Source organism: Streptomyces fradiae, from assembly GCF_041270065.1.
In the GTDB taxonomy this organism is placed as follows: Bacteria; Actinomycetota; Actinomycetes; order Streptomycetales; family Streptomycetaceae; genus Streptomyces.
This window is the reverse complement of the sequence record NZ_CP065958.1, coordinates 5422985-5445279: the sequence shown is the minus strand read 5'-3', so window position 1 is coordinate 5445279 and position 22295 is coordinate 5422985. Positions and strand designations below refer to the sequence as shown.

Here is a 22295-nt window from a genome sequence, read left to right as displayed (position 1 = left end):
CACCCGAACGAGTGAACAACACTCCGTAGTTGGCGAACAACTCCCGCCCGCGGGTACGGGTGTGTCCGGCTTACCGCCGGTTGGATCTTCCGCGCGGGCTTTGGCAGGATGCCCGCCCGCAGCTTCCCGGAGCCTTCACTTCCGGGCCTCCACCCCCGTCAGGCGCCTTTGGTACAGGCCATTTTCGGGCGCCTGGAGGCGGTGTGAAGGAGTGATGCAGGCGGGTCGTCCGGCGAGGCCGCGCGGGGCAGACTGTGGATCATGCGCACGGAAGCGGTGACCCTCCCCGGCAGTCCCGAACGCCCCAATGAGGACTGGGCGGCCGCAGCTCTGCCCGCCGCGGGGGCGGGCGGGACGGTCGTGGTCCTGGACGGGGTGACGCCCCCGGCGGGCGACGACGGTTGTGTGCACGGGGTGCCCTGGTTCACCGCCCGGCTGGGCGGCGCTTTGACGGAACTGTCCGCTTCCCGGCGCGATCTGACGCTGTCCGGGATTCTCTCCTTGGCAATCCGGCGCACCGCGGACGCCCACCGGAACACCTGTGACCTTTCTCACGTCCGTACTCCGCAGGCGACGGTGGCCATGGCGCGCTGGGACGAGGCCACGGTGGAGCACCTGGTGCTGTCCGACGCGGCGCTGCTCCTCGCCGCCCCGGACGGCGCGGTACGGGCTGTGCTCGACGACCGGCTCGACCGGGTGCCGGAGGAGGTGCGCCGCTCCCTGGCGGCCACGGACCGGCTGCGCAACGCGGAGGGCGGCTTCTTCACGGCCGCCGCCGACCCCTCCGTCGCCGCCCGCGCGGTGACCGGGACGAGCCCGCGCTCGGCCGTACGGGCCCTTGCGGCGCTCAGCGACGGCGCGACCCGCTGGGTGGAGCTGTTCCGGGCCGGCGACTGGACGGACCTCTTCGCGGTCCTCGACAAGGAGGGCGCGTACGGGCTGCTGCGCCGGGTGCGGGTCCTGGAGGCGGCGGACGCGGCGGCCGGCGGCGTACACCGCTGGAAGCTCCACGACGACGCGACGGCGGTCTACGCGGAGCTGTGAGCGCCCCGGGCCGCCCTCAGCCCTCCGCCGACCGTACGTTGAAGTGGTGGAGCAGCCGGGCCAGTTCCGCGACCTCGGCGCGGTCCCAGTCGGCGAGCTTGCGGACGTACCGCTCGCGGCGGGCGTCCCGGACGTGGCGGAAGCGGCCCTGGCCCTCCTCGGTGAGCCGGACCAGGGAGGCGCGGCCGTCGGCGGGGTCGGGGTCGCGGGCGACCAGGCCGAGGTCCTCCAGGGCGCGCAGCTGGCGGCTCATCGTGGCCTTGCCGACGCCGAAGTAGCCCGCCAGGTCGGTGGCGCGCTGGGGTCCGGCGTCGTCGAGCCGGACGAAGAGTCCGTAGGCGGCGGGCTCCAGTTCGGGGTGGACCTCGCGGGCCATCTCGCCGGACTGGGCGCGGGCACGGCGCAGAAAGACCGCCAGTTCGCGTTCCAGGGCGAGGAATTCCTGGTCCACACCACTCCCGCTCTTGGGTCCGGCTTCACTCCCCGTACCGCTTACGTGCACGTCAGCACCCCTCGCGCGCTTTCCGCTCGCTGAAAGTTTCTTACGCCGGCGGCCATCGCCGCAGCTCTTTCAGTATTTCGCAGGCGTAGACCAACGGCAGCCGCCGGGCCCTCTTCCGCCCGGCGGGTCTACGTGCGTAGCGTCGTCTCCGGCGACACCGCATGACATGTCCGCGCCAGCTTTGACGCGGACAGCTCCGTCCTGGTTCCCCCGTCCTGGTTCCCCCGCCGAGCCCCTCGGAGGCACGCGATGCGTGTGCACAGATCCGGAACGACCCTCGCCGGCGCCGCTCTCGCGGCCCTGACCCTCACCCTCCCCCTCGCCCTCTCCGGCACCGCGAGCGCCGCGCCGGACCCCGACGCCAAGACCCCGAAGGCCGCCCCGGCCGCCAAGCAGGTCCCCGCCCGCGGCTCCGCCTACATGGGCATGGGCGTGATCGCCCACGACGGCCAGGGCACGGCGCCCGGCGGCATCTCGATCCAGGCCGTCCAGACCGAGGGCGTGGACGTCTCCAGCCACCAGGGGAACGTCGCCTGGTCGACGCTGTGGAACAGCGGGGTGAAGTGGGCCTACGTCAAGGCGACGGAAGGCACCTACTACAAGAACACCTACTTCGCGCAGCAGTACAACGGCTCGTACAACGTGGGCATGATCCGCGGCTCGTACCACTTCGCCACGCCAGACACCACGACGGGCGCGGCGCAGGCCGACTACTTCGTGAACAACGGCGGCGGCTGGTCGAAGGACGGCAAGACGCTGCCCGGCGCGCTCGACATCGAGTGGAACCCGTACGGCGCGACCTGCTACGGCAAGACGCAGTCGGGGATGGTCTCCTGGATCCGCGACTTCGTGAACCGCTACAAGTACCGGACCGGCCGCGACCCGGTGATCTACACGGCCACCAGCTGGTGGAAGCAGTGCACCGGCAACTACGGCGGCTTCGCCACCACCAACCCGCTGTGGGTCGCGCGCTACAACTCCACGGTCGGCGAGCTCCCGGCCGGCTGGGGCTACTACACGATGTGGCAGTACACCTCGACCGGCCCGACGGTCGGCGACCACAACCACTTCAACGGCGACCTCTCGCGGGTGCAGGCGCTCGCGAACGGCTGACGAAGCGATCCGTCCGCCGGTACGCGGCGGGGCTCCGGGGCGGCGGCACCCCGGGGCCCCGCCTCCTCGCGTTCACGGGTCACCCCCTCTTGCCTATTGGTATGGACCAATGCGACCCTCTTGGCGGCGCCACAGGGAGGCCGCAACTCCCGTGCGTCGCACGTGTGTTGCTCGACCCGTCCTCCCCCATGCACGAGAGAGAGCCCCCGCATGCCGTCCCCTCGCCGCACCACCGCCGCCCTCGCCGCGGTCTCCGCCGCCGCGCTCGTCTCCCTCACGCCGACCGCCGCGCAGGCCCACGGTGCCGTGTTCAACCCGGTCAGCCGGATCGCCGCCTGTTACGCCGAGGGGCCTGAGTCCCCCGACTCGCAGGTGTGCAAGGACCTCGTCGCCGACTCCGGCACCCAGCCGCTGTACGACTGGAACGAGGTCAACATCGCCAACGCCGACGGCAACCACCAGGCCGTCATCCCGGACGGCAAGCTCTGCTCGGCCAACCGCGACAAGTACCGCGCGCTCGACTGGGCCCGCACCGACTGGCCGGCCACCGCCGTGAACTCCGGCCCCTTCGGCTTCAAGGTCCGCGTCACCGCCCCGCACTCCGGCACGATGACGATGTACATCACCAAGCAGGGCTTCGACCCGACGCAGCCGCTCAAGTGGTCGGACCTCGACAGCACCCCCGCCGCCGTCTACAACACCACCCGCACCTCGACCGACGGCTACTACGCCTTCAACGGCACCCTGCCGTCCCGCACCGGCCGCCACATCGTCTACATGGTCTGGCAGCGCAACGACAGCCCCGAGGCCTTCTACAGCTGCTCGGACGTCACCTTCGGCAGCGCGACCACCACCACGGCCGCGCAGGCCCCGACGGAGTCGAAGATCGCCGCGGGCGCCTCACTCTCCACCGTCAGCCACGCGGGCCACGGCGGCGACGAACAGCCCCCGGCCCTCTCCGCCGACACCACCGAAACCCCCTCCTCCCCCCTCCCCCTCGCCCTCGCGGGCGCCGGCGCACTCGCCGCCTTCGGCGCGGGCAGCATCCTGCTGACCCGCCGCCGCAACGAGGGCTAAGGCGTCAGGCCTTCAGGGCGGCGACGAAGGACTCCCACGCCGGGGCGGCCACCACGAGGACCGGCCCGGCGGGGACCTTGCTGTCGCGGACCGGGACGACGCCGGGAACGTCGTCCCGGACCTCTACGCAGGAGCCGCCGTTGCCATCGCTGTAGGAGCTCTTGCGCCAGCCGGCGTCAGCGAAGTCATACGACGCCTCGACGCAACTTCCGCAGTCGCCGTCGCTGTAGGAGCTCTTGAACCAGTGGGCGTTGTTCAGGTCGTAGTCGCGCATCGTCTGTAGTCCTCCGCCGCCGATTCGATCAGGGCCAGGGACGCCTCCGGCGACAGCGCGGCGGCCCTCAGCAGATCGTAGGCCGCCTGGCAACGCTTCACCACTGCCGGATCGTCCAGCAGATTCCCCGAAAACAGCGCCTCCGTATAGGCCGTTGGAGGCGCGTCTTCGAACTCCATGAGCTGGATCATGTTCCCCATCTCGGTGTGGGCCCCCGCAGCAAACGGCAGAACCTGAACCAGCGCCTTGCGCTCGCGCACGTGCGCCGCGATGTGGTCCAGTTGCTCGGCCATCACCGCCGGGCCGCCGACCGGGATGCGAAGCGCCGTCTCGTGGAGGATGACCCAGTACACGGGCCGTGTCGCGTCCTTCAGGATCACAGACCGCTCCATCCGCCCTTTGACGGTGTCCTCGACGTACTCATCGGTGGCGAGCGGGTTGCTGGCGAGGGTGACGACCCGCGCGTAGGCCGGCGTCTGCAGCAGGCCAGGCACAACGGTGGGCGCGAACTCGCAGATCTTCGTCGCCACGGCCTCCAGCTCGGCCGCCGCCTGAAAATACGACGCGTACGGCGACTTGTTGATCAACCTCCGCCAGGTCTTCTCGAACAGGTGCCCCGTCTTCAGCACCTCGTCGAACATCGTCGCCAGCTCCAGCTGCGGCTTCCGGACCCCCTGCTCGAACAACCCGATGTACGCCCCGGAGACGAACACCCGCGCACCCAACTCGCTCTGCGTGAGCCCCGCCGCCTCCCGGTGCTCCTTCAGCAGCTCACCGAAGAACTCCCACGCTTCCTGCCGCTTAGCCTTGGCCATGGTTTAACTCCCCAACCCTGCAGCGCAGTTGCCACCCCCGTAGCCACCACCGACTCTACGGACTCCCCCTCACCCAAAGCACCCGGACCCGGAGATTCCCCCGAACGGGGGTTAACGGCGAACAGGAGGGTTCCACTTCCGGCCACATTGACGCCCTATCAGCCATTGACCCCCTGAACCTGACACAGTCCCCGTTTACATTCTTGCTCGTCGGCCGCGTAGCTGAAGAATCGCAGACTCATGCCAATTTGAAGTAAGTTGAGGATTCTCACATGCGCATATCGGCCTCCAAGGTTGCTGTCGCGGCCGCGATCACGCTGGTACCGGTACTGGGAGCCGCCTCCACAGCGAGCGCCGGAACCGCAGGCGCGCAGGTCACCACCTGCCCCAGCGACGGATACATCACGCGCGGCGATCGTTGCACCACGCTCTCCAACGGCTACCTCTCGATCCACCTCGGAGACGGTGGTAAGACGATCTCGGTCGTGTACCGCAAGACGGGCGGAAGCGCCATCACTGGGAAGTTGGGATATCTCCGTAGCGGCAGCACCCATTACAAGGCGTCCCAGACCATCACGACGTCGGTAGAGGCTTACGCCCTGTGGGGCGGGGTCGCCAATCCGTGCTACCCCACCAACGGGCTTCTCTACACATCCGGAACGACCTACCAGACGCCTGCCGCCACCTCCAGCAGCTGCTGACACGGTTCGCGTCCGACCTGCTTCCCGTCCCGGTGCGCTACCGCACCGGGACGCATCACATCGCGCTGCCATCGCCTAGAGAGACCCTGAATTGCTGTACGCGGTATTCAAAGGGCACGAGATGTTCGTGCTCTTGGCCACCCTCATCGCCTTGTCCGTGGGAGCTCTGCGCTTTCGCATCGCGCGATCGAGAGAAACCGAGCGCCCCGCGTTCCACGCCTTGCTCGCGGCAGCCGTCACCGCCGTCGTCTCTCTGACGCTGTGGTCGACCGGATCGCCCACGGAACAGTCGCGGATCTGCATCGTGAACAGCGACATAACCGAGCCCCTCACGACATCCCAGGGAATCCTGAACGCTGGACTCTTCCTCCCGGTCGGCCTCCTCGGCGTGTTGGCGACACGCAACATCCTGGGAACCCTCATCGGCGGCTTCCTGCTGACCACCGGCATTGAAACCGCCCAGGCCACACTGACCTTCCTGGGGCGGGGCTGCGACACGAGCGACCTGCTGATGAACACTCTCGGAGTTGCCGCCGGCGCCGCCGTCGGATGGGTCGTGACAAGGATCGACGACTCCGGAGGTTCGGTGCGCCTGCTTTACGCCACGCGCCCACTCGTCACCGTGTGGCTGGGTTCTGCCGCGCTCCTCATCGGCCTTTGGGTTGCGTTCATTCACCCCGAGAAAGTGGCATATACAGTCGCTGTCGTCGACGCAAACGAAGACCAGCAAGGCGCGGCTCGCAAGGCCGTCGCATCCGCATTCGGCAACCATTTCAAAATCAACAGCATCGATTTTGCGCGAGGCCCGAGTGGTGATGCCGGCACGGTGATGGCCAACCTCGACGTGGGGTTCGCCGAGTTGAGCTGGCCGGATCGCAGAACCTTCAAGGCGTCCCTCGACATGTCGAGCGGGAACGGCTCCACCGGGTATCCGCTCGGCGGCAAACCTGTCGGTCGCCCCATCAACGCGCAGGCGGCACAGGATCTCGCTCTCTCGTATGCCAAGGACCACGCCCCATGGGCCCTGGGCGGCGCCGAACCCGTCACGTCGCCCGTGGGGGCCAAGGCCGAGATGGGCTGGATGACAAGCTGGCGCCGCCACAACAAGGATGGCGTGATGATGCCGATGCGGCTCGACATTCAGGTCGACCCTTCCGGAGCGATGACCCAGCTCATCATGCGCGATATCGATGATCCCGCTCTTCCTGCCCCCAGAGTGACGAGGGAAGAGGCAGCCAGAATGTTCCGTCAGGCAGCCGCGGTCGGCTCGGGTACACCGGTCGAACTCGAGCTGGTCGCGAAATCAGTCGACGACGAGTGGAAGATTCACTGGCTCGCCTTTGGTCAGATCAAGGGAGGGAGCGGTCTCGCAGTCATCGACGCCGAGGCGCGAAATCTCATTAGTTTCAGCTCGCAATCAGCAGGCGTGCCCATCAATGAAGTGGTGGGCGAGGCGGCTCAGTAAACAGCGCCTGCCGCCCCGTCTGCCGGACAGGCCACGCGGGAGGCGCCCGAGGTGTGCGTCGCCCTCGTACCCTCCGTCGCTCCATCGGGTGTCGATTTCGCGCCATCCGCACCAGGACGGGTGGGAGTGGGTGGTTCCGTGGACAAGCTTCGGGAGAGCTCTGTTCGAACGGCCGTCAGCGCACGTCGTCCGATCGCGAAGGTGAGCACTCCATGCGGAAGCAGCAGCGGTGGGTCTACCACCGCGGAGATGGGCCGCGCACGGTCGGGGTGGAGGAGGAACTGCTCCTCGTCGATCCCGAGAGCGGGATGCCCCGGCCGCTGTCCGGCGCCGTCACCGAGATCGCCGCCTGGCACGCCGATGTGCTGCGGCCGGCGGAGCGGGGCGAGCCGGCGAAGTCCGAGTTGTTCTGCGAGATGCTGGAGATCGCCACCCCGCCCTGCGCCACCTCGGCCGAGCTCGACGAGCGGCTGCGGCAGGCCAGGACCGCCGCCGCGGCCGCCGCCAAGGAGGCGGGCGCGGCCGTCGCGGCCCTCGCGACCGCGCCGGTGCGCTTCGACCCGCTGCTCAATCCGGCCGACCGCTACCGGCGGATCGAGGACCGGTTCGCCCGGCTCGTCGACGACAAGCTCACCTGCGCCTGTCACGTGCACGTCCATCTCGCCTCCGCCGAGGAGGGCGTCGGGGTCCTCGACCGGCTCCGGCCCTGGCTCGCGCCGCTCCTCGCGCTCAGCGCCAATTCGCCGTACTGGCAGGGCCGGGACACCGGCTACGCGAGCTGGCGCCACCAGCTCTGGTCGCGCTGGCCGATGAGCGGGCCGAGCGAGCTGTACGGCGACGTCGCGGCGTACGAGGAGACCACGCGGGCGATGCTGGCGAGCGAGGTGCTCGTCGACGACCACATGGTCTACTTCGACGCCCGGCTGTCCCGCCGATACCCGACGGTGGAGGTGCGGGTCGGCGATGTGTGCCAGCACGTCGAGGACGGGGTGCTCCTGGCCGTCCTCGTCCGCGCCCTGGTGGACACCGAGGCGAGGTCCTGGCGGGCGGGCCGGGAGGCCGATCCCGTTCCGACCGCCGTGCTGCGCCTGGCGTCCTGGCGGGCCAGCCGATACGGGCTCCGGGGCGAGCTGCTGCACCCGCTGACCTGGCAGCCGGCCCCGGCGGCGGCCGTCCTGGAGGCCCTGCTCCACCATGTCACCCCGGCCCTGCGGGCCGCCGGCGACCTGGACCGGACCGTGCGCGGACTGGAGCTGCTGTTCGCCCGGGGCACCGGGGCCGACCTCCAGCGGGCCGCGCGGGACGGCGCCCCGGGTCTCGCCTCGGTCGTCGCCGACGCCGTACGCCGTACCACCCCCGCCTGAGACGGCCGGTGGGGCGCGCCCCACGCGGAACGCGCCCCACCGGACCGGCCGTCAGGCCGGACCGGCCGTCACGCCGCCGCGCTCACCGCGAGCTCCGCCGGGGTCAGCGCGATCTCCAGGACCTGGCGGACGTCCGTGACCGGGTGGACCTCCAGCTTCTGGAGGATCTCGGCGGGGACGTCGTCGAGGTCGGCCTCGTTGCGCTTGGGGATCACGACCGTCGTGATGCCCGCGCGGTGGGCGGCGAGGAGCTTCTGCTTCAGGCCACCGATCGGGAGGACCCGGCCGGTGAGGGAGACCTCGCCGGTCATCGCGACGTCCGTGCGCACCTGCCGGCCGCTGAGCAGCGAGGCGAGGGCGGTGGTCATCGTGATGCCCGCGCTGGGGCCGTCCTTCGGGACCGCGCCGGCCGGGAAGTGGATGTGCACGCCGCGGTCCTTGAGACCGGTGACGGGCAGCTCCAGCTCCGCGCCGTGCGAGCGGAGGAAGGAGAGCGCGATCTGCGCGGACTCCTTCATCACGTCGCCCAGCTGACCGGTGAGGGTCAGTCCGGCCGCGCCGGTCTCCGGGTCGGCCAGCGAGGCCTCGACGAAGAGCACGTCGCCGCCCGCGCCGGTGACGGCGAGACCGGTGGCCACACCGGGCACCGAGGTACGGCGCTCGGCCGGGTCCTGGGCGGACTCGGGCACGTGGTGCGGCCGGCCGATCAGGCCGCGCAGGTCGTCCTCGCCGAGGGTGGCGGGCAGCTCGCGCTCGCCGAGCTCGTGCTGGGCGGCCACCTTGCGGAGCAGCCGGGCGATCGAGCGCTCCAGGGTGCGGACGCCCGCCTCCCGGGTGTACTCGCCGGCCAGCTTGCGCAGCGCCGACTCCTCCAGGACGATCTCGCCCTCGGCGAGGCCGGCCCGCTCCAGCTGCCGGGGCAGCAGGTGGTCACGGGCGATGACGACCTTCTCGTCCTCGGTGTAGCCGTCGAGGCGGACCAGCTCCATGCGGTCGAGCAGGGCCTCCGGGATGGCCTCCAGGACGTTCGCCGTGGCCAGGAAGACCACGTCGCTCAGGTCGAGTTCGACCTCCAGGTAGTGGTCGCGGAAGGTGTGGTTCTGCGCCGGGTCGAGGACTTCGAGCAGCGCCGCCGCCGGGTCGCCCCGGAAGTCGGAGCCGACCTTGTCGATCTCGTCGAGCAGGACCACCGGGTTCATGGACCCGGCCTCCTTGATCGCCCGGACGATACGGCCGGGCAGCGCGCCGACGTACGTGCGCCGGTGGCCGCGGATCTCCGCCTCGTCCCGCACGCCGCCGAGGGCGACCCGGACGAACTTGCGGCCCATCGCGTGCGCGACGGACTCGCCGAGCGAGGTCTTGCCGACGCCGGGCGGGCCGACGAGCGCGAGCACCGCGCCGCCGCGGCGGCCGCCGACCACGCCGAGGCCGCGCTCGGCCCGGCGCTTGCGGACGGCCAGGTACTCCGTGATGCGCTCCTTCACGTCCTCCAGGCCCGCGTGCTCGGCGTCCAGGACCGCCTTGGCGCCCAGGATGTCGTACCGGTCCTCGGTCCGCTCGTTCCACGGGAGTTCGAGCACGGTGTCCAGCCAGGTGCGGATCCAGGAGCCCTCCGGGGACTGGTCGCTGGACCGCTCCAGCTTCTCGACCTCCTTGAGGGCCGCTTCGCGGACCTTCTCCGGCAGGTCGGCGGCCTCGACGCGGGCCCGGTAGTCGTCGGTCTCGTCGGCCTCGGCCTCGCCGTTGAGCTCGCGCAGCTCCTTGCGGACGGCTTCGAGCTGACGCCGCAGCAGGAACTCGCGCTGCTGCTTGTCGACGCCCTCCTGGACGTCCTTGGCGATGGTCTCGGCGACGTCCTGCTCGGCCAGGTGCTCGCGCAGCTGCGCGGTGGCGAGCTTGAGGCGGGCGACCGGGTCGGCGGTCTCCAGGAGCGCGAGCTTCTGCTCGACGGTGAGGAAGGGCGAGTAGCCCGAGTTGTCGGCGAGGGCGCCGACGCCCTCGATCTGCTGGACGCGGTCGACGACCTGCCAGGCGCCGCGCTTGCGCAGCCAGCTGGTGGCCAGCGCCTTGTACTCCTTGACCAGTTCGGTCACGGAGCCGGGCAGCGGCTCGGGCAGGACCTCCTCGACGACGGTGCCCTCGACCCACAGGGCGCCGCCGGGGCCGGTGGTCCCGGCGCCGATGCGGACCCGGCCGCGGGCGCGGATCAGGGCGCCGGGGTCGCCGTCGGACAGCCGTCCGACCTGCTCGACGGTGCCGAGCACACCGGTCCCGGCGTACGTGCCGTCCACCCGCGGCACCAGCAGCACCCGGGGCTTCCCGGTCCCGCCGCGCGCGGCGGCCTGCGCGGCCTCGACCGCGGCCCGTACGTCGTTGTCGGACAGGTCCAGCGGCACCACCATTCCGGGCAGCACGACCTCGTCGTCGAGCGGCAGCACAGGCAGAGCGATCGGCGCGGACGCCATGGACTCAGCAGCCATGATCTCCCCTTCGGCAGTCAAGTTGAGCTATGCCGACTCAATGCATCTGCGCCCAGGAATGTTCCCCACCCCCTGTTCGCTCTGAGCGATCACCTCTCCGCAGGCCGTGAACAGCCGATGTAATGGCCTCATGGATATTGCAGCTATTACATCGGCCTGGGTGGCCGGCTGGACCGTCTCCCGGGGCACCCCGCCCGCCGTCGTCGAGCCCTGGGGCTACCGGATCGACGTCGGACTCCCCGGGCACGTCTTCCGGCACGTGCTGCCGCACCCGGACGCGGTGTCCGTCGGGAAGCTGTGCGCGGGGATCGCCGAGCCGGGCGCCTGGCTGAAGGTGATGGCCGCGCCCGAGGAGGTGACGCCCTGGATCACCGAGGGCTGGACGGTGCCCGACGACCCCGGCTTCATGATGACCAAGCGGCTCGACCCCTCGGTCCGGCCCGCGCCGCCCGAGGGCTACGCGCGCACCACCGAGACCCGCGACGGGGTGATCCGGGTGCGCATCCTCGCCCCCGACGGCACCCTGGCGGCCCGCGGCCAGATCGCGCCGACCGGGGAGACGGCGGTCGCGGACCAGATAGAGACGGATCCGGCCCACCGGCGGCGCGGCCTCGGCGCCAATGTGATGCGCACCCTGGAGGCTGCCGCCGCGCAGGCCGGCGCCGAGACCGGGGTCCTGTCGGCGACGACCGACGGGATGGCGCTCTACGACTCCCTCGACTGGTACCACCGCGGTCCGCTCACCGGCATCGTCCGCACCGCCTGAACCGGTCCCCTTCACTCGTTCCGGCTGCGGACGACCCCGAAGTGCGGGCATGCTCGGGCCATGGAGCACGTGAAGCGGTACGGAGCGGCGGCGGTCCTCGCCGCGGTCGTCGTGGTCACCGGCTGCGGCCAGGCCCCCGCGGCGCCCCCGGACACCCCCGGCCCGAGCAGCACCGCACCCCGGGACGGGCAGACCCGGGACGAGCAGCCGGCCCCCCAGGAAGACCTGGTCGAGGTCGTCGTCAGCGGCGGCTTCGCGGGCGTCCGGAACAAGCTGGTCGTCCATTACGACGGCTCCTGGACCCTCCGCAGGGGCACCGGCGAGCCGAGCACCGGCCGGATGACCCCGGCCCGTGTCGCCGAGCTCCGCGCCGCCCTGGAGGACCCGGCGTACGCGAAGGTTCCGGACCGCCCCACCGGCCGCCCGGTCGCCGACGGATTCGAGTACGCCGTCACGTACGCCCACCGGCTCGTCCTCACCCGCGACGGCGAGGACCGCCCGCCCGCGCTCCAGCGGGTCTTCGACGCCCTCCCCGACGGCGGCCCGCCGACCGCGCCCTGAGGCCACGCCCTGAGGTGCGCGCCCCGCGGCCGCGCCCCGTCCGCGCGCCCTGTCCGGAAAGCGCCGATAAGGGTTTGTCCCGGCCGCCCCGCCTTCCGGAGGATGGCCGGGTCGGACACGTACGCACCGAGCCAGGGAGTGAGCATGACCAGCCCCGTCACCCTCGACCGCCGCGAGGGCCCGTACGGAGAGGTCGTCCTGCGCCGGCGGGACGCCGCGCACGCCGGGGACCGCACCCACTACGAGATCATCGCCAACGGCACCTTCCTGATGGACACCTCCGACGGGCGCTCGGAGCGGCTGCTCGTGGACGCGGCGATGGACGCCCTGCCCGAGGAGCGGCGGCCGGGCGCCGCCGTCCTGATCGGCGGTCTCGGTGTCGGCTTCTCGCTGGCGCACGCCGCCGCCGATCCGCGCTGGGGACGGATCGCCGTCGCCGAGCGTGAGGAGGCGATCATCGACTGGCACCGGCAGGGTCCGCTGGCCACCGTGTCGGGCCAGGCGCTCGCCGATCCGCGCACCGTGATCCTGCACACGGACCTGGTGGAGTACGTCCGCACCTCACCGGACACCTACGACGCGCTGTGTCTGGACATCGACAACGGGCCGGACTGGACGGTCACCGAGGACAACGAATCCCTTTATTCCGCCGAGGGTTTGGCGGCCTGCGCGGCCCGCCTGAAGCCGGGCGGAATCCTCGCCGTGTGGTCCGCGCAGCCCTCCGCCGATTTCGAAGGCTCGTTGCGGAATGCCGGATTCAGCGGGGTACGGACGGAAGAGATCCCCGTTGCCCGGGGCGTCCCCGACGTGGTCCACCTCGCCGTCCGCCCCGCCGGATCGCCTGCGTAGCCTTGACGGCGCCGCTGCCTCTAGGCTGCTGCACCGATGTTGGCGACGCGAGGCGGGGCAATGGAGCAGACACACACCACGAACCACGGTGCGGCGACGACTCCGGGAGCTCAGCGCCGCGTCCTGGTCGTCGAGGACGACGCCACGATCGTGGAGGCGATCTCCGCGCGGCTGCGGGCCGAGGGCTTCCTGGTGCAGACCGCGACCGACGGCCCGGCCGCGGTGGACGCCGCCGAGGCGTGGCAGCCGGACCTGATGGTGCTCGACGTGATGCTGCCCGGCTTCGACGGCCTGGAGGTCTGCCGCCGGGTGCAGGCCCAGCGCCCCGTCCCGGTCCTGATGCTCACCGCGCGGGACGACGAGACGGACATGCTGGTCGGCCTGGGCGTCGGCGCCGACGACTACATGACGAAGCCGTTCTCCATGCGCGAGCTGGCCGCCCGGGTGCACGTGCTGCTGCGCCGGGTGGAGCGGGCCGCGCTCGCCGCCGTCACCCCGCGCAGCGGGATCCTGCGGCTCGGCGAGCTGGAGATCGACCACGCGCAGCGCCGGGTCCGGGTCCGCGCGGAGGACGTGCATCTGACGCCCACCGAGTTCGACCTGCTCGTCTGCCTGGCGAACACCCCGCGCGCGGTGCTCTCCCGCGAGCAGCTGCTGGCCGAGGTGTGGGACTGGGCGGACGCCTCCGGTACCCGGACCGTGGACTCCCACATCAAGGCGCTGCGCCGGAAGATCGGCGCCGAGCGGATCCGTACGGTCCATGGCGTCGGCTACGCCCTGGAGACCCCGGCGCCGTGAGCCGGCGGGGGCCCAGGGGGCCGGAGGGACCAGCGGGGTCGGAGCGACCCGACGGACCACAGGGACCCGAAGGACCGGCGGGCCCCGAGTCGCCGAGCGCCCCCCGCGGGCCGCTCGCCCGCCGCCGGCGGCGGCACCGGATAGCGATCTCGATCAAGACCAAGCTGGGCGCCCTGGTCGTCGGGGCGGTCCTGCTGACCTCGGGCCTCGCCCTGGTGGCGATCCGCACCTCGACCGAGTTCCGCTACATCACGATCTTCGCGATGATCGCGACCCTGCTGATCACCCAGTTCGTGGCGCAGTCGCTGACCGCGCCGCTCGACGAGATGAACCATGTCGCCGGGTCGATCTCGGACGGCGACTTCAGCCGCCGGGTGCGCGGCGCCGACCGCCGTGACGAGCTCGGCGACCTGGCCTCCACGATCAACCGCATGGCGGACGACCTGGAGGCCGTGGACCGGCACCGCAAGGAGCTGGTGGCCAATGTCTCGCACGAGCTGCGCACCCCCATCGCCGCGCTGCGGGCGCTCCTGGAGAACGTCGTGGACGGTGTCTCCGAGGCCGACCCGGAGACCATGCGCACGGCCCTGAAGCAGACCGAGCGGCTCGGCCGGCTGGTGGAGACGCTGCTCGACCTGTCACGGCTCGACAACGGTGTCGTCACGCTCCGGCGCACCCGCTTCGAGGTGTGGCCGTATCTGTCCGGGGTGCTGCGCGAGGCCAATCTCGCCGCCTCCCAGCGCGGTCTGTCCTCCACCTCCGGCCTGCACCGCCGCACCGACGTGCATCTGCACCTGGACGTCTCGCCGCCCGAGCTGACCGCGCACGCGGACGCGGAGCGGCTGCACCAGGTGATGGCCAATCTGATCGACAACGCGGTGAAGCACTCCCCGCCGCACGGGCGCGTGACCGTACGGGCCCGGCGCGGCCTGTGTCCCGAGTCGCTGGTCCTCGAGGTCGCCGACGAGGGCCCCGGGATCCCGGCGTCGGAGCGGCACAAGGTCTTCGAGCGCTTCAACCGGGGCGCGGTCCCGGCGCAGCAGGGCCCGGGCAGCGACGGCGGCACCGGTCTCGGCCTGGCCATCGCGCGCTGGGCGGTGGATCTGCACGGCGGTCACATCGGCGTGGCCGAATCGTCACGTGGATGCCGCATTCAGCTCACTCTTCCGGGCAGCTTTCCCGCACGGGATTGACGTAGGGTTCGAACCGGAAGCTCTCGTTCTGCGTGTACGTGTACGACTGCCCCGTGCGGGATTCGTACAGGTGACGCGCGGAACCGGTCAGGGGTGCGGTCCAGCGGGCCGCAGCCACGCTGCTCCGTACCCTCACTGCACCGGAACCACGCTTGTTTCCCGCCATTCACAGCGGCGAAACACCCCGTCAAGTGTGACTTGCGCGACGTTGGAGTGCCCGGCCTGCACCTCCAGGCCAGGGAGGCGTAGCCTTTATTTCCGCTGTCCATCACCTTGTGAAGCGGAAGAGGGCGGTTGCCGCCGTGTCGTCTCAGTCCCCCAGTACCCCGAGCTCCCCGACCGACCAGGACGGGCAGGGGAAGTCCCCCGCCGCCGCCTTCGGTGCCAATGAGTGGCTCGTCGACGAGATCTACCAGCAGTACCTCCAGGACCCGAATTCGGTCGATCGTGCCTGGTGGGACTTCTTCGCCGACTACAAGCCCGGTGGCGCGGAGACCCCCGCCCCGGCCGCCACCACGCCGACCACCCCGAGCGCGCCCGCCGCGCCGCAGGCGGGCCCCGCACAGGCCGCACCTGCCGCGCCCGCCGCTCCGGCCTCCGTGCCCGCGCCGGCCGCCGCCCCCCACCGCGGCCAAGCCCGCGGCCGCCGCCCCGGCTCCGGTGAAGGCCGCTCCGGCCGCCCCGGCCCCCGCGAAGGCCGCCCCGGCGAAGCCGGCCGCGGCCCCCGCCACCGAGGCGCCCGCCGGCCCCGAGCTGGTCACCCTGCGCGGCCCGGCCGCCGCCGTCGCGAAGAACATGAACGCCTCGCTGGAGATGCCGACGGCCACGTCCGTCCGCGCCGTCCCGGTGAAGCTGCTCTTCGACAACCGGATCGTCATCAACAACCACCTCAAGCGCGCCCGGGGCGGGAAGATCTCCTTCACGCACCTGATCGGCTACGCGATGGTGCAGGCGATCAAGGCCATGCCGACGATGAACCACTCCTTCGCGGAGAAGGACGGCAAGCCGACCCTGGTCAAGCCGGAGCACGTGAACTTCGGCCTCGCGATCGACCTGGTGAAGCCCAACGGCGACCGCCAGCTCGTCGTCGCCGGCATCAAGAAGGCCGAGACCCTGAACTTCTTCGAGTTCTGGCAGGCCTACGAGGACATCGTCAAGCGCGCCCGCGTCGGCAAGCTGACGATGGAGGACTTCACCGGCGTCACGGTCTCCCTGACCAACCCCGGCGGCCTCGGCACCGTCCACTCCGTGCCGCGTCTGATGCCCGGACAGTCGGTCATCATGGGCGTCGGCTCCATGGACTACCCCGCCGAGTTCCAGGGCACCTCCCAGGACACCCTGAACAAGCTGGGCATCTCCAAGGTCATGACCCTGACCTCGACCTACGACCACCGGGTCATCCAGGGCGCGGCCTCCGGCGAGTTCCTGCGGATCGTCGCCAACCTCCTCCTCGGCGAGGACGGCTTCTACGACGACGTCTTCAAGTCGCTGCGCATCCCCTACGAGCCGGTCCGCTGGCTCAAGGACATCGACGCCTCGCACGACGACGACGTCACCAAGGCCGCGCGGGTCTTCGAGCTGATCCACTCCTACCGGGTCCGCGGCCACGTCATGGCCGACACCGACCCGCTGGAGTACAAGCAGCGCAAGCACCCCGACCTGGACATCACCGAGCACGGCCTCACCCTGTGGGACCTGGAGCGCGAGTTCGCGGTCGGCGGCTTCGCCGGCAAGTCGATGATGAAGCTCCGCGACATCCTCGGCGTGCTCCGCGACTCGTACTGCCGCACCACCGGCATCGAGTTCATGCACATCCAGGACCCGAAGCAGCGCAAGTGGATCCAGGACCGCGTCGAGCGTCCCCACGCGCGCGTGGAGCGCGAGGAGCAGCTGCGCATCCTGCGCCGGCTGAACGCGGCGGAGGCCTTCGAGACCTTCCTGCAGACCAAGTACGTCGGCCAGAAGCGGTTCTCCCTGGAGGGCGGCGAGTCCGTCATCCCGCTGCTCGACGCGGTCATCGACTCGGCGGCCGAGTCCCGCCTCGACGAGGTCGTCATCGGCATGGCCCACCGCGGCCGCCTCAACGTCCTCGCCAACATCGTCGGCAAGTCGTACGCGCAGATCTTCCGCGAGTTCGAGGGCAACCTCGACCCGAAGTCGATGCACGGCTCCGGCGACGTGAAGTACCACCTGGGCGCCGAGGGCACCTTCACCGGTCTCGACGGCGAGCAGATCAAGGTCTCCCTGGTCGCCAACCCCTCCCACCTGGAGGCGGTCGACCCGGTCCTGGAGGGTGTCTCCCGCGCCAAGCAGGACGTCATCAACAAGGGCGGCACGGACTTCACCGTCCTGCCGGTCGCCCTGCACGGCGACGCGGCCTTCGCGGGCCAGGGCGTCGTGGCCGAGACGCTGAACATGTCGCAGCTGCGCGGCTACCGCACCGGCGGCACGGTCCACATCGTCATCAACAACCAGGTCGGCTTCACCGCGGCCCCCGAGTCCTCGCGTTCCTCGATGTACGCGACGGACGTGGCCCGCATGATCGAGGCGCCGATCTTCCACGTGAACGGCGACGACCCGGAGGCCTGCGTCCGCGTGGCGCGGCTCGCCTTCGAGTTCCGCCAGACGTTCAACAAGGACGTCGTGATCGACCTCATCTGCTACCGCCGCCGCGGTCACAACGAGGGCGACAACCCGCAGTTCACCAACCCGCAGATGTACACCCTGATCGACAAGAAGCGTTCGGTGCGCAAGCTCTACACCGAGTCGCTGATCGGTCGCGGCGACATCACCCTGGAAGAGGCCGAGCAGGCCCTCCAGGACTTCCAGGGCCAGCTGGAGAAGGTCTTCGCGGAGGTCCGCGAGGCCACCTCGGCGCCGGCCCAGGCGCAGGTCCCGGACGCGAAGCCGCAGTTCCCGGTCGCCGTGACCACCGCGGTCTCCCAGGAGGTCGTGAAGCGGATCGCGGAGTCGCAGGTCAACATCCCGGAGCGGGTCACGGTCCACCCGCGTCTGCTGCCGCAGCTGCAGCGCCGCGCGGCCTCGATCGACGACGGCACCATCGACTGGGGCTTCGGCGAGACCCTCGCCATCGGCTCCCTGCTGATGGAGGGCACCCCGGTCCGGCTCTCCGGCCAGGACTCCCGCCGCGGCACCTTCGGCCAGCGCCACGCGGTCCTGGTCGACCAGGAGACCGGCGAGGACTACACGCCGCTGCTCTACCTGACGGACGAGCAGGCCCACTTCAACGTCTACGACTCGCTGCTCAGCGAGTACGCGGCGATGGGCTTCGAGTACGGCTACTCGCTGGCCCGTCCGGACTCCCTGGTCGTCTGGGAGGCCCAGTTCGGCGACTTCGTCAACGGCGCGCAGACCGTCGTCGACGAGTTCATCTCCTCGGCCGAGCAGAAGTGGGGCCAGACCTCCGGCGTCACGCTGCTCCTGCCGCACGGCTACGAGGGCCAGGGCCCGGACCACTCGTCCGCGCGCCCGGAGCGCTTCCTCCAGATGTGCGCCCAGGACAACATGACGGTCGCCATGCCGACGCTGCCGTCGAACTACTTCCACCTGCTGCGCTGGCAGGTCCACAACCCGCACCACAAGCCGCTCATCGTCTTCACCCCGAAGTCGATGCTGCGTCTGAAGGCCGCGGCGTCGAAGGTGGAGGAGTTCACCACCGGCGGCTTCCGCCCGGTGATCGGCGACTCCGCCGTCGAGGCGGGTACGACGAACGCGGCGGACGTCCGCAAGGTCGTCTTCTGCGCCGGCAAGGTCTACTACGACCTGGAGGCCGAGCGGCAGAAGCGCGGCGTCACGGACACCGCGATCATCCGTCTGGAGCGCCTGTACCCGCTGCCGGGTGCCGAGCTGCAGGCCGAGATCGCGAAGTACCCGAACGCCGAGAAGTACCTGTGGGCCCAGGAGGAGCCGGCGAACCAGGGTGCCTGGCCGTTCATCGCGCTCAACCTGATCGACCACCTCGACCTGGCGGTCGGCGCGGACATCCCGGCGGGCGAGCGCCTGCGCCGGATCTCCCGCCCGCACGGCTCGTCCCCGGCGGTCGGCTCGGCCAAGCGCCACCAGGCGGAGCAGGCGCAGCTGGTCGCGGAGGTCTTCGACGCCTGATCCCGCTGATCGGATCGCGTACGACCGAGGCCCGGCTCCCCGAAAGGGGGGCCGGGCCTCCGGCGTTCGTACGCGCTCGTACGGGCTTTCAGCCGAGGTTGGCCTCGAAGTCCCAGTACGGGCGGTTCCGCTGGCGCGCGGAGAGGGTGTGCGGGTGCTGGGCGCCCAGCGTCCGGGTGAGGGTGAGCAGGGCGTCCTCCTCCAGCTTGCCCGCCTCCTCGTTCTCCCGGAGCCCGCGCAGGTCGGTGGCGAGCGCCACCTGGCAGGAGAGCGTGAGCGGGTGCTCGTTGCCGAGGGTGTGCCGGGCCCGGCGCAGGGTGTCGCGGCTGAGCTCGGCGGCGTCGGCCACCCGGCCGTTGAAGTTGCGGGCGGCACCGGCGTTGAGGGCGCAGCCGAGGACCCAGGGGTGGTCGGGTCCGAGGGAGGCGGTCAGACCGGCGAGCGCGGCCTCCAGGATGGCGAGCGCGTCGGCGCGCTGCCCGGAGGCCTGGAGCACGAGCGCGGTGTTGGCGAGGACGCCGGTGGCGACGGGGTGGGCGGGGCCGAGCAGGGAGCGGTAGCCCGCCTCGGCCTCCTGGCTGAGTTCGCGGGCGTGGTCGAGGTCGCCGTGCTCGCGCAGGAAGTTGGCGTAGTTGTTGATGGAGGAGAGCGTCACGTAGTGAGTGCGGCCGTGCACCTGCTCCAGCTGTTCGAGGAGGCTGGCCATGGTGGCGCCGAGGTCCTGCTGGAAGCCGCCCTCGCGGCGCCGGCACAGGGCCAGCTGGGCGCGGGCGTACAGGGTCTGCAGGTGCTGGGGGCCGAGGATCCGGACGTGTACGCGGACGCCGGCCTCCTGGCGGGCCAGCGCCTCCCGGTAGTGGCCGAGCAGGCGCAGGTCGTGGGCGACGTTGTTGCTGATGGTGAGGGTCTGCGAGTGCAGGGCGCCGAGGGTGTTCTCCGCGCGGGCGAAGGTGGCGATGTCCTGGTCGTACGCCTCCTGAAAGCGGCCGAGCAGGCGCAGCGCGATGCCCAGGTTGTTGCCGGCGACGAGGGTGAGGAACTCGTTCTCGCCGAGCAGGCGCTGGGTCTCGGCCAGGATGTCGCGCTGCATCCGCTCCGACTCCTGGTACTGGCCGAGGAAGCGGAGGTCGTTGGCGATGGAGACCGAGGAGCGCAGCGAGGCGAGCGGGTCGGGGGTGGGCGCCTCCTCGATCCGGGCGCGCAGGGCGAGGTCGAGCTGGTAGGCGTCGCGGAAGCGCCCGTAACGGCGCAGGATGTAGCTCTCCTGGTTGGTGAGCTCCTGCATCTCGGGGCTGACCGGGTCCATGAAGCCGGACCAGTTCTCGCGGATCCGCTCCGCGAGCCGGACCCCGGCCTTGAACTCGCCGCTGCGGAAGCAGTAGCGCAGGCAGTTGAGGACGGCGGTCTGCACCCGCGGGTTGCGGCTGGCGAGTGCGCCGGAGGGTTCGAGGTGCGGGAGGAGTTCGGCGTACCGGGGCCAGTTCCGGCTGTCCAGGGGGTTGCCGGGGTCGGCCTCGGCGAGCAGGGTGCGCACCGCCTTGCGGTGGGCCGAGCGGTGTTCGCCGTCGGTGAGCCGGGAGACGATGTCGTGGACGAGCCGGTGCATGTGCACGGACTCCTGCTGGGGTCCCAGCTCCCCGCCGGCCACCGGCCCGCGGGACTCGCGGCTGAGCACCGAGTAGTTGACGAGGGTGTCCAGGGCCCGGGACCAGGCGGCCAGGTCGGTCACCATCCAGCGCAGGTCCTCGGGGAGTTCGGCCTGCGGATAGGCGCGGACGACGCCGAGCGGGATGCGGCCGGGGGCGAAGGAGGCGCACAGGCTGAGCACGTCGATGGCCTGCGGCTGGGAGCGCCGGAGCCGGTTGATCAGTATCGACCAGGAGGTGAGGGACGCGTTGGGGATGCCGTCGCCGCCGGAGGGCTCGTCCACGGCGGAGATGCGTCCGTCGCGGACCATCCGCAGGTACTCGGTGACCTCCATGCGGGACTCGCCGAGCCAGGCGGCGGCCTGTACGAGCGGCAGCGGTACGTCGCCGAACTCGGCGGCGACCTCGTCGGCCTCGGGCGCGGTGATGTGCGGGGCGCGCCGCATCAGATAGCCGGTGGACTCGGCCCGGTCGAAGCCGGGGACTTCGAGGATGTCGGTGTGGTCGCCCCAGCCGCGGTTGCGGGAGGTGACGAGGACGTGGCCGGGGCCCTGGGGCAGGATCACGTTGGCGCCGTCGGTGTCGTCCCAGCCGTCGAAGACGACGAGCCAGCGGGAGTGCGGGGCGCCGCGGCGCAGCGCCTCGCGGACGGCGCGGATGCGTTCGCCGGGCTCGTTGCCGGTGGAGAGGCCGAGCTGGGCGGCGAGTTCGCCGAAGCGGTCGCGCTGCACGTTGCGGTCGTCGGAGCTGACCCACCACACCACGTCGTAGTCGGAGCTGAAGCGGTGGGCGTACTCGGCGGCGATCTGGGTCTTGCCGATGCCCGACATGCCGAGCAGGGTGCAGGCGGCGTTGCCCCGCTCGGCGTCCATGAGCCGTTCCTGGAGCTCGGTGAGCAGGTCGTCGCGGCCGGTGAAGCGCGGGTTGCGGCGCGGGATCTCGCCCCAGATCTCGGGCGGGGTGTCCGGGAACCGGACGAGGGCCGTGGCGGGCAGCCGGCGGCCGGTGGTGCGCCCCGGCTCGACGCCGAGCCGGCTGAGCAGCCGGGCCTCGGCCTCCTCCTCGCCGACGCCCCAGAGGCTGACGGGTTCGAGGACGGCGGTGGCCGGGAGCAGGGTGCGGTTGGTGAGGTTGACGGCGGCGAAGCGCTCGGCGTGGGCTGCGACGAAGCCGCGGAGCACGTCGTTCCATTCGCCGGCCGCGCGCGGGCCGAGCTGGAAGAACCAGTCGTCGAGGACGAGCAGGACGTGCCCGCGGGCGAGCAGCAGATCGCCGAGCGAGTCCTCCAGGGGCACCTCGCGCGGCGGATCCCAGCGCTGCAGGCTGGCGCGCACCCCGTGGGCGTCGAGCCGCTGGTTGATCCAGTTCGCCCACGGGCGGTGATAGCCGGGGAAGACCACGAGGACGTGCTCCGGCGCACCCCTGCCTCCGTGCTCCGCCGCACCGCCCGACCGCTGTTCCGCCATCTGTCGTGTCTCCCGTCCCGCTCCCGCGCACCGCTCTCACAACGCAGTGTCATGTG

The 22295-nt window shown here is 71.1% G+C and carries 16 protein-coding genes and 1 pseudogene; 12 read left to right on the top strand and 5 right to left on the bottom strand.

Features of this window, described 5'->3' with window-relative positions:
- Positions 1–261: 261 nt before the first annotated feature.
- Positions 262–1044 (top strand): hypothetical protein, encoded by a 783-nt coding sequence (locus JAO84_RS25090; protein WP_370414873.1) that lies wholly within the window; start codon positions 262–264, stop codon positions 1042–1044.
- Between the two features lie 16 nt (positions 1045–1060).
- On the opposite strand, the gene JAO84_RS25085 is transcribed toward JAO84_RS25090, so the two are convergent.
- Positions 1061–1546: a MarR family transcriptional regulator gene (locus tag JAO84_RS25085; protein WP_265866517.1), complete on the bottom strand. Its 486-nt coding sequence runs from the start codon at positions 1544–1546 to the stop codon at positions 1061–1063.
- Positions 1547–1795: 249 nt separating this feature from the next.
- Between JAO84_RS25085 and JAO84_RS25080 the strand changes: the two genes are divergently transcribed.
- Together JAO84_RS25080 and JAO84_RS25075 are read left to right on the top strand one after the other, a co-directional pair.
- Entirely contained in the window at positions 1796–2659 is an 864-nt protein-coding gene (locus JAO84_RS25080; protein WP_370414872.1) for a lysozyme, read from the top strand.
- Between the two features lie 210 nt (positions 2660–2869).
- The gene (locus JAO84_RS25075; RefSeq protein WP_370414871.1) at positions 2870–3736 is read left to right on the top strand and encodes a lytic polysaccharide monooxygenase; all 867 of its coding nucleotides are present in this window, start codon (positions 2870–2872) and stop codon (positions 3734–3736) included.
- Between the two features lie 4 nt (positions 3737–3740).
- Here JAO84_RS25075 and JAO84_RS25070 read toward each other — a convergent pair whose 3' ends face one another.
- Both JAO84_RS25070 and JAO84_RS25065 read right to left on the bottom strand, forming a co-directional pair.
- Entirely contained in the window at positions 3741–4010 is a 270-nt protein-coding gene (locus JAO84_RS25070) for a DUF397 domain-containing protein (protein WP_370414870.1), read from the bottom strand.
- Positions 3992–4825: a Scr1 family TA system antitoxin-like transcriptional regulator gene (locus JAO84_RS25065; protein WP_370414869.1), complete on the bottom strand. Its 834-nt coding sequence runs from the start codon at positions 4823–4825 to the stop codon at positions 3992–3994. Before JAO84_RS25065 ends, JAO84_RS25070 begins: the two co-directional genes overlap by 19 nt.
- A 272-nt stretch (positions 4826–5097) precedes the next feature.
- On the opposite strand from JAO84_RS25065, the gene JAO84_RS25060 reads away from it, so the two are divergent.
- The 3 genes from JAO84_RS25060 to JAO84_RS25050 all read left to right on the top strand — a co-directional run bounded on the left by JAO84_RS25060 (position 5098) and on the right by JAO84_RS25050 (position 8355).
- On the top strand, positions 5098–5526 hold the full coding sequence (locus JAO84_RS25060) for a hypothetical protein (RefSeq protein ID WP_265866522.1): 429 nt from the start codon (positions 5098–5100) through the stop codon (positions 5524–5526).
- 91 nt (positions 5527–5617) lie between these two features.
- Positions 5618–6991: a VanZ family protein gene (locus JAO84_RS25055; RefSeq protein ID WP_370414868.1), complete on the top strand. Its 1374-nt coding sequence runs from the start codon at positions 5618–5620 to the stop codon at positions 6989–6991.
- Positions 6992–7203: 212 nt separating this feature from the next.
- Complete coding sequence (locus JAO84_RS25050) at positions 7204–8355, top strand: glutamate--cysteine ligase (protein WP_370414867.1); 1152 nt, start codon at positions 7204–7206, stop codon at positions 8353–8355.
- 68 nt (positions 8356–8423) lie between these two features.
- Here JAO84_RS25050 and lon read toward each other — a convergent pair whose 3' ends face one another.
- The gene (lon, locus tag JAO84_RS25045) at positions 8424–10835 is read right to left on the bottom strand and encodes an endopeptidase La (protein ID WP_370414866.1); all 2412 of its coding nucleotides are present in this window, start codon (positions 10833–10835) and stop codon (positions 8424–8426) included.
- Between the two features lie 130 nt (positions 10836–10965).
- On the opposite strand from lon, the gene JAO84_RS25040 reads away from it, so the two are divergent.
- The 6 genes and pseudogenes from JAO84_RS25040 (at position 10966) to JAO84_RS25015 (ending at position 19127) form a co-directional block, all read left to right on the top strand.
- Complete coding sequence (locus tag JAO84_RS25040) at positions 10966–11601, top strand: GNAT family N-acetyltransferase (RefSeq protein WP_370414865.1); 636 nt, start codon at positions 10966–10968, stop codon at positions 11599–11601.
- Between the two features lie 60 nt (positions 11602–11661).
- On the top strand, positions 11662–12162 hold the full coding sequence (locus JAO84_RS25035) for a hypothetical protein (RefSeq protein WP_370414864.1): 501 nt from the start codon (positions 11662–11664) through the stop codon (positions 12160–12162).
- 144 nt (positions 12163–12306) lie between these two features.
- The gene (locus tag JAO84_RS25030; RefSeq protein ID WP_370414863.1) at positions 12307–13011 is read left to right on the top strand and encodes a spermidine synthase; all 705 of its coding nucleotides are present in this window, start codon (positions 12307–12309) and stop codon (positions 13009–13011) included.
- 60 nt (positions 13012–13071) lie between these two features.
- On the top strand, positions 13072–13809 hold the full coding sequence (locus JAO84_RS25025) for a response regulator transcription factor (RefSeq protein ID WP_265866529.1): 738 nt from the start codon (positions 13072–13074) through the stop codon (positions 13807–13809).
- Positions 13810–13949: 140 nt separating this feature from the next.
- Positions 13950–15002 carry an ATP-binding protein gene (locus JAO84_RS25020; RefSeq protein ID WP_370416862.1) on the top strand — a complete coding sequence of 351 codons (1053 nt, stop codon included), beginning with the start codon at positions 13950–13952 and terminating at the stop codon, positions 15000–15002.
- 302 nt (positions 15003–15304) lie between these two features.
- Positions 15305–19127: pseudogene (locus tag JAO84_RS25015) on the top strand (multifunctional oxoglutarate decarboxylase/oxoglutarate dehydrogenase thiamine pyrophosphate-binding subunit/dihydrolipoyllysine-residue succinyltransferase subunit).
- 88 nt (positions 19128–19215) lie between these two features.
- On the opposite strand, the gene fxsT reads toward JAO84_RS25015, so the two are convergent.
- Positions 19216–22239 (bottom strand): FxSxx-COOH system tetratricopeptide repeat protein, encoded by a 3024-nt coding sequence (gene fxsT / locus JAO84_RS25010; protein WP_370414862.1) that lies wholly within the window; start codon positions 22237–22239, stop codon positions 19216–19218.
- Between the last annotated feature and the right edge of the window lie 56 nt (positions 22240–22295).

Coding starts and splice junctions, on each gene's coding strand:
- JAO84_RS25090 (WP_370414873.1), top strand. CDS start 262: ATGCGCACGGAAGCGGTGACCCTCCCCGGCAGTCCCGAACGCCCCAAT.
- JAO84_RS25080 (WP_370414872.1), top strand. CDS start 1,796: ATGCGTGTGCACAGATCCGGAACGACCCTCGCCGGCGCCGCTCTCGCG.
- JAO84_RS25075 (WP_370414871.1), top strand. CDS start 2,870: ATGCCGTCCCCTCGCCGCACCACCGCCGCCCTCGCCGCGGTCTCCGCC.
- JAO84_RS25070 (WP_370414870.1), bottom strand. CDS start 4,010: ATGCGCGACTACGACCTGAACAACGCCCACTGGTTCAAGAGCTCCTAC.
- JAO84_RS25065 (WP_370414869.1), bottom strand. CDS start 4,825: ATGGCCAAGGCTAAGCGGCAGGAAGCGTGGGAGTTCTTCGGTGAGCTG.
- JAO84_RS25060 (WP_265866522.1), top strand. CDS start 5,098: ATGCGCATATCGGCCTCCAAGGTTGCTGTCGCGGCCGCGATCACGCTG.
- JAO84_RS25050 (WP_370414867.1), top strand. CDS start 7,204: ATGCGGAAGCAGCAGCGGTGGGTCTACCACCGCGGAGATGGGCCGCGC.
- lon (WP_370414866.1), bottom strand. CDS start 10,835: ATGGCTGCTGAGTCCATGGCGTCCGCGCCGATCGCTCTGCCTGTGCTG.
- JAO84_RS25040 (WP_370414865.1), top strand. CDS start 10,966: ATGGATATTGCAGCTATTACATCGGCCTGGGTGGCCGGCTGGACCGTC.
- JAO84_RS25035 (WP_370414864.1), top strand. CDS start 11,662: ATGGAGCACGTGAAGCGGTACGGAGCGGCGGCGGTCCTCGCCGCGGTC.
- JAO84_RS25030 (WP_370414863.1), top strand. CDS start 12,307: ATGACCAGCCCCGTCACCCTCGACCGCCGCGAGGGCCCGTACGGAGAG.
- JAO84_RS25025 (WP_265866529.1), top strand. CDS start 13,072: ATGGAGCAGACACACACCACGAACCACGGTGCGGCGACGACTCCGGGA.
- fxsT (WP_370414862.1), bottom strand. CDS start 22,239: ATGGCGGAACAGCGGTCGGGCGGTGCGGCGGAGCACGGAGGCAGGGGT.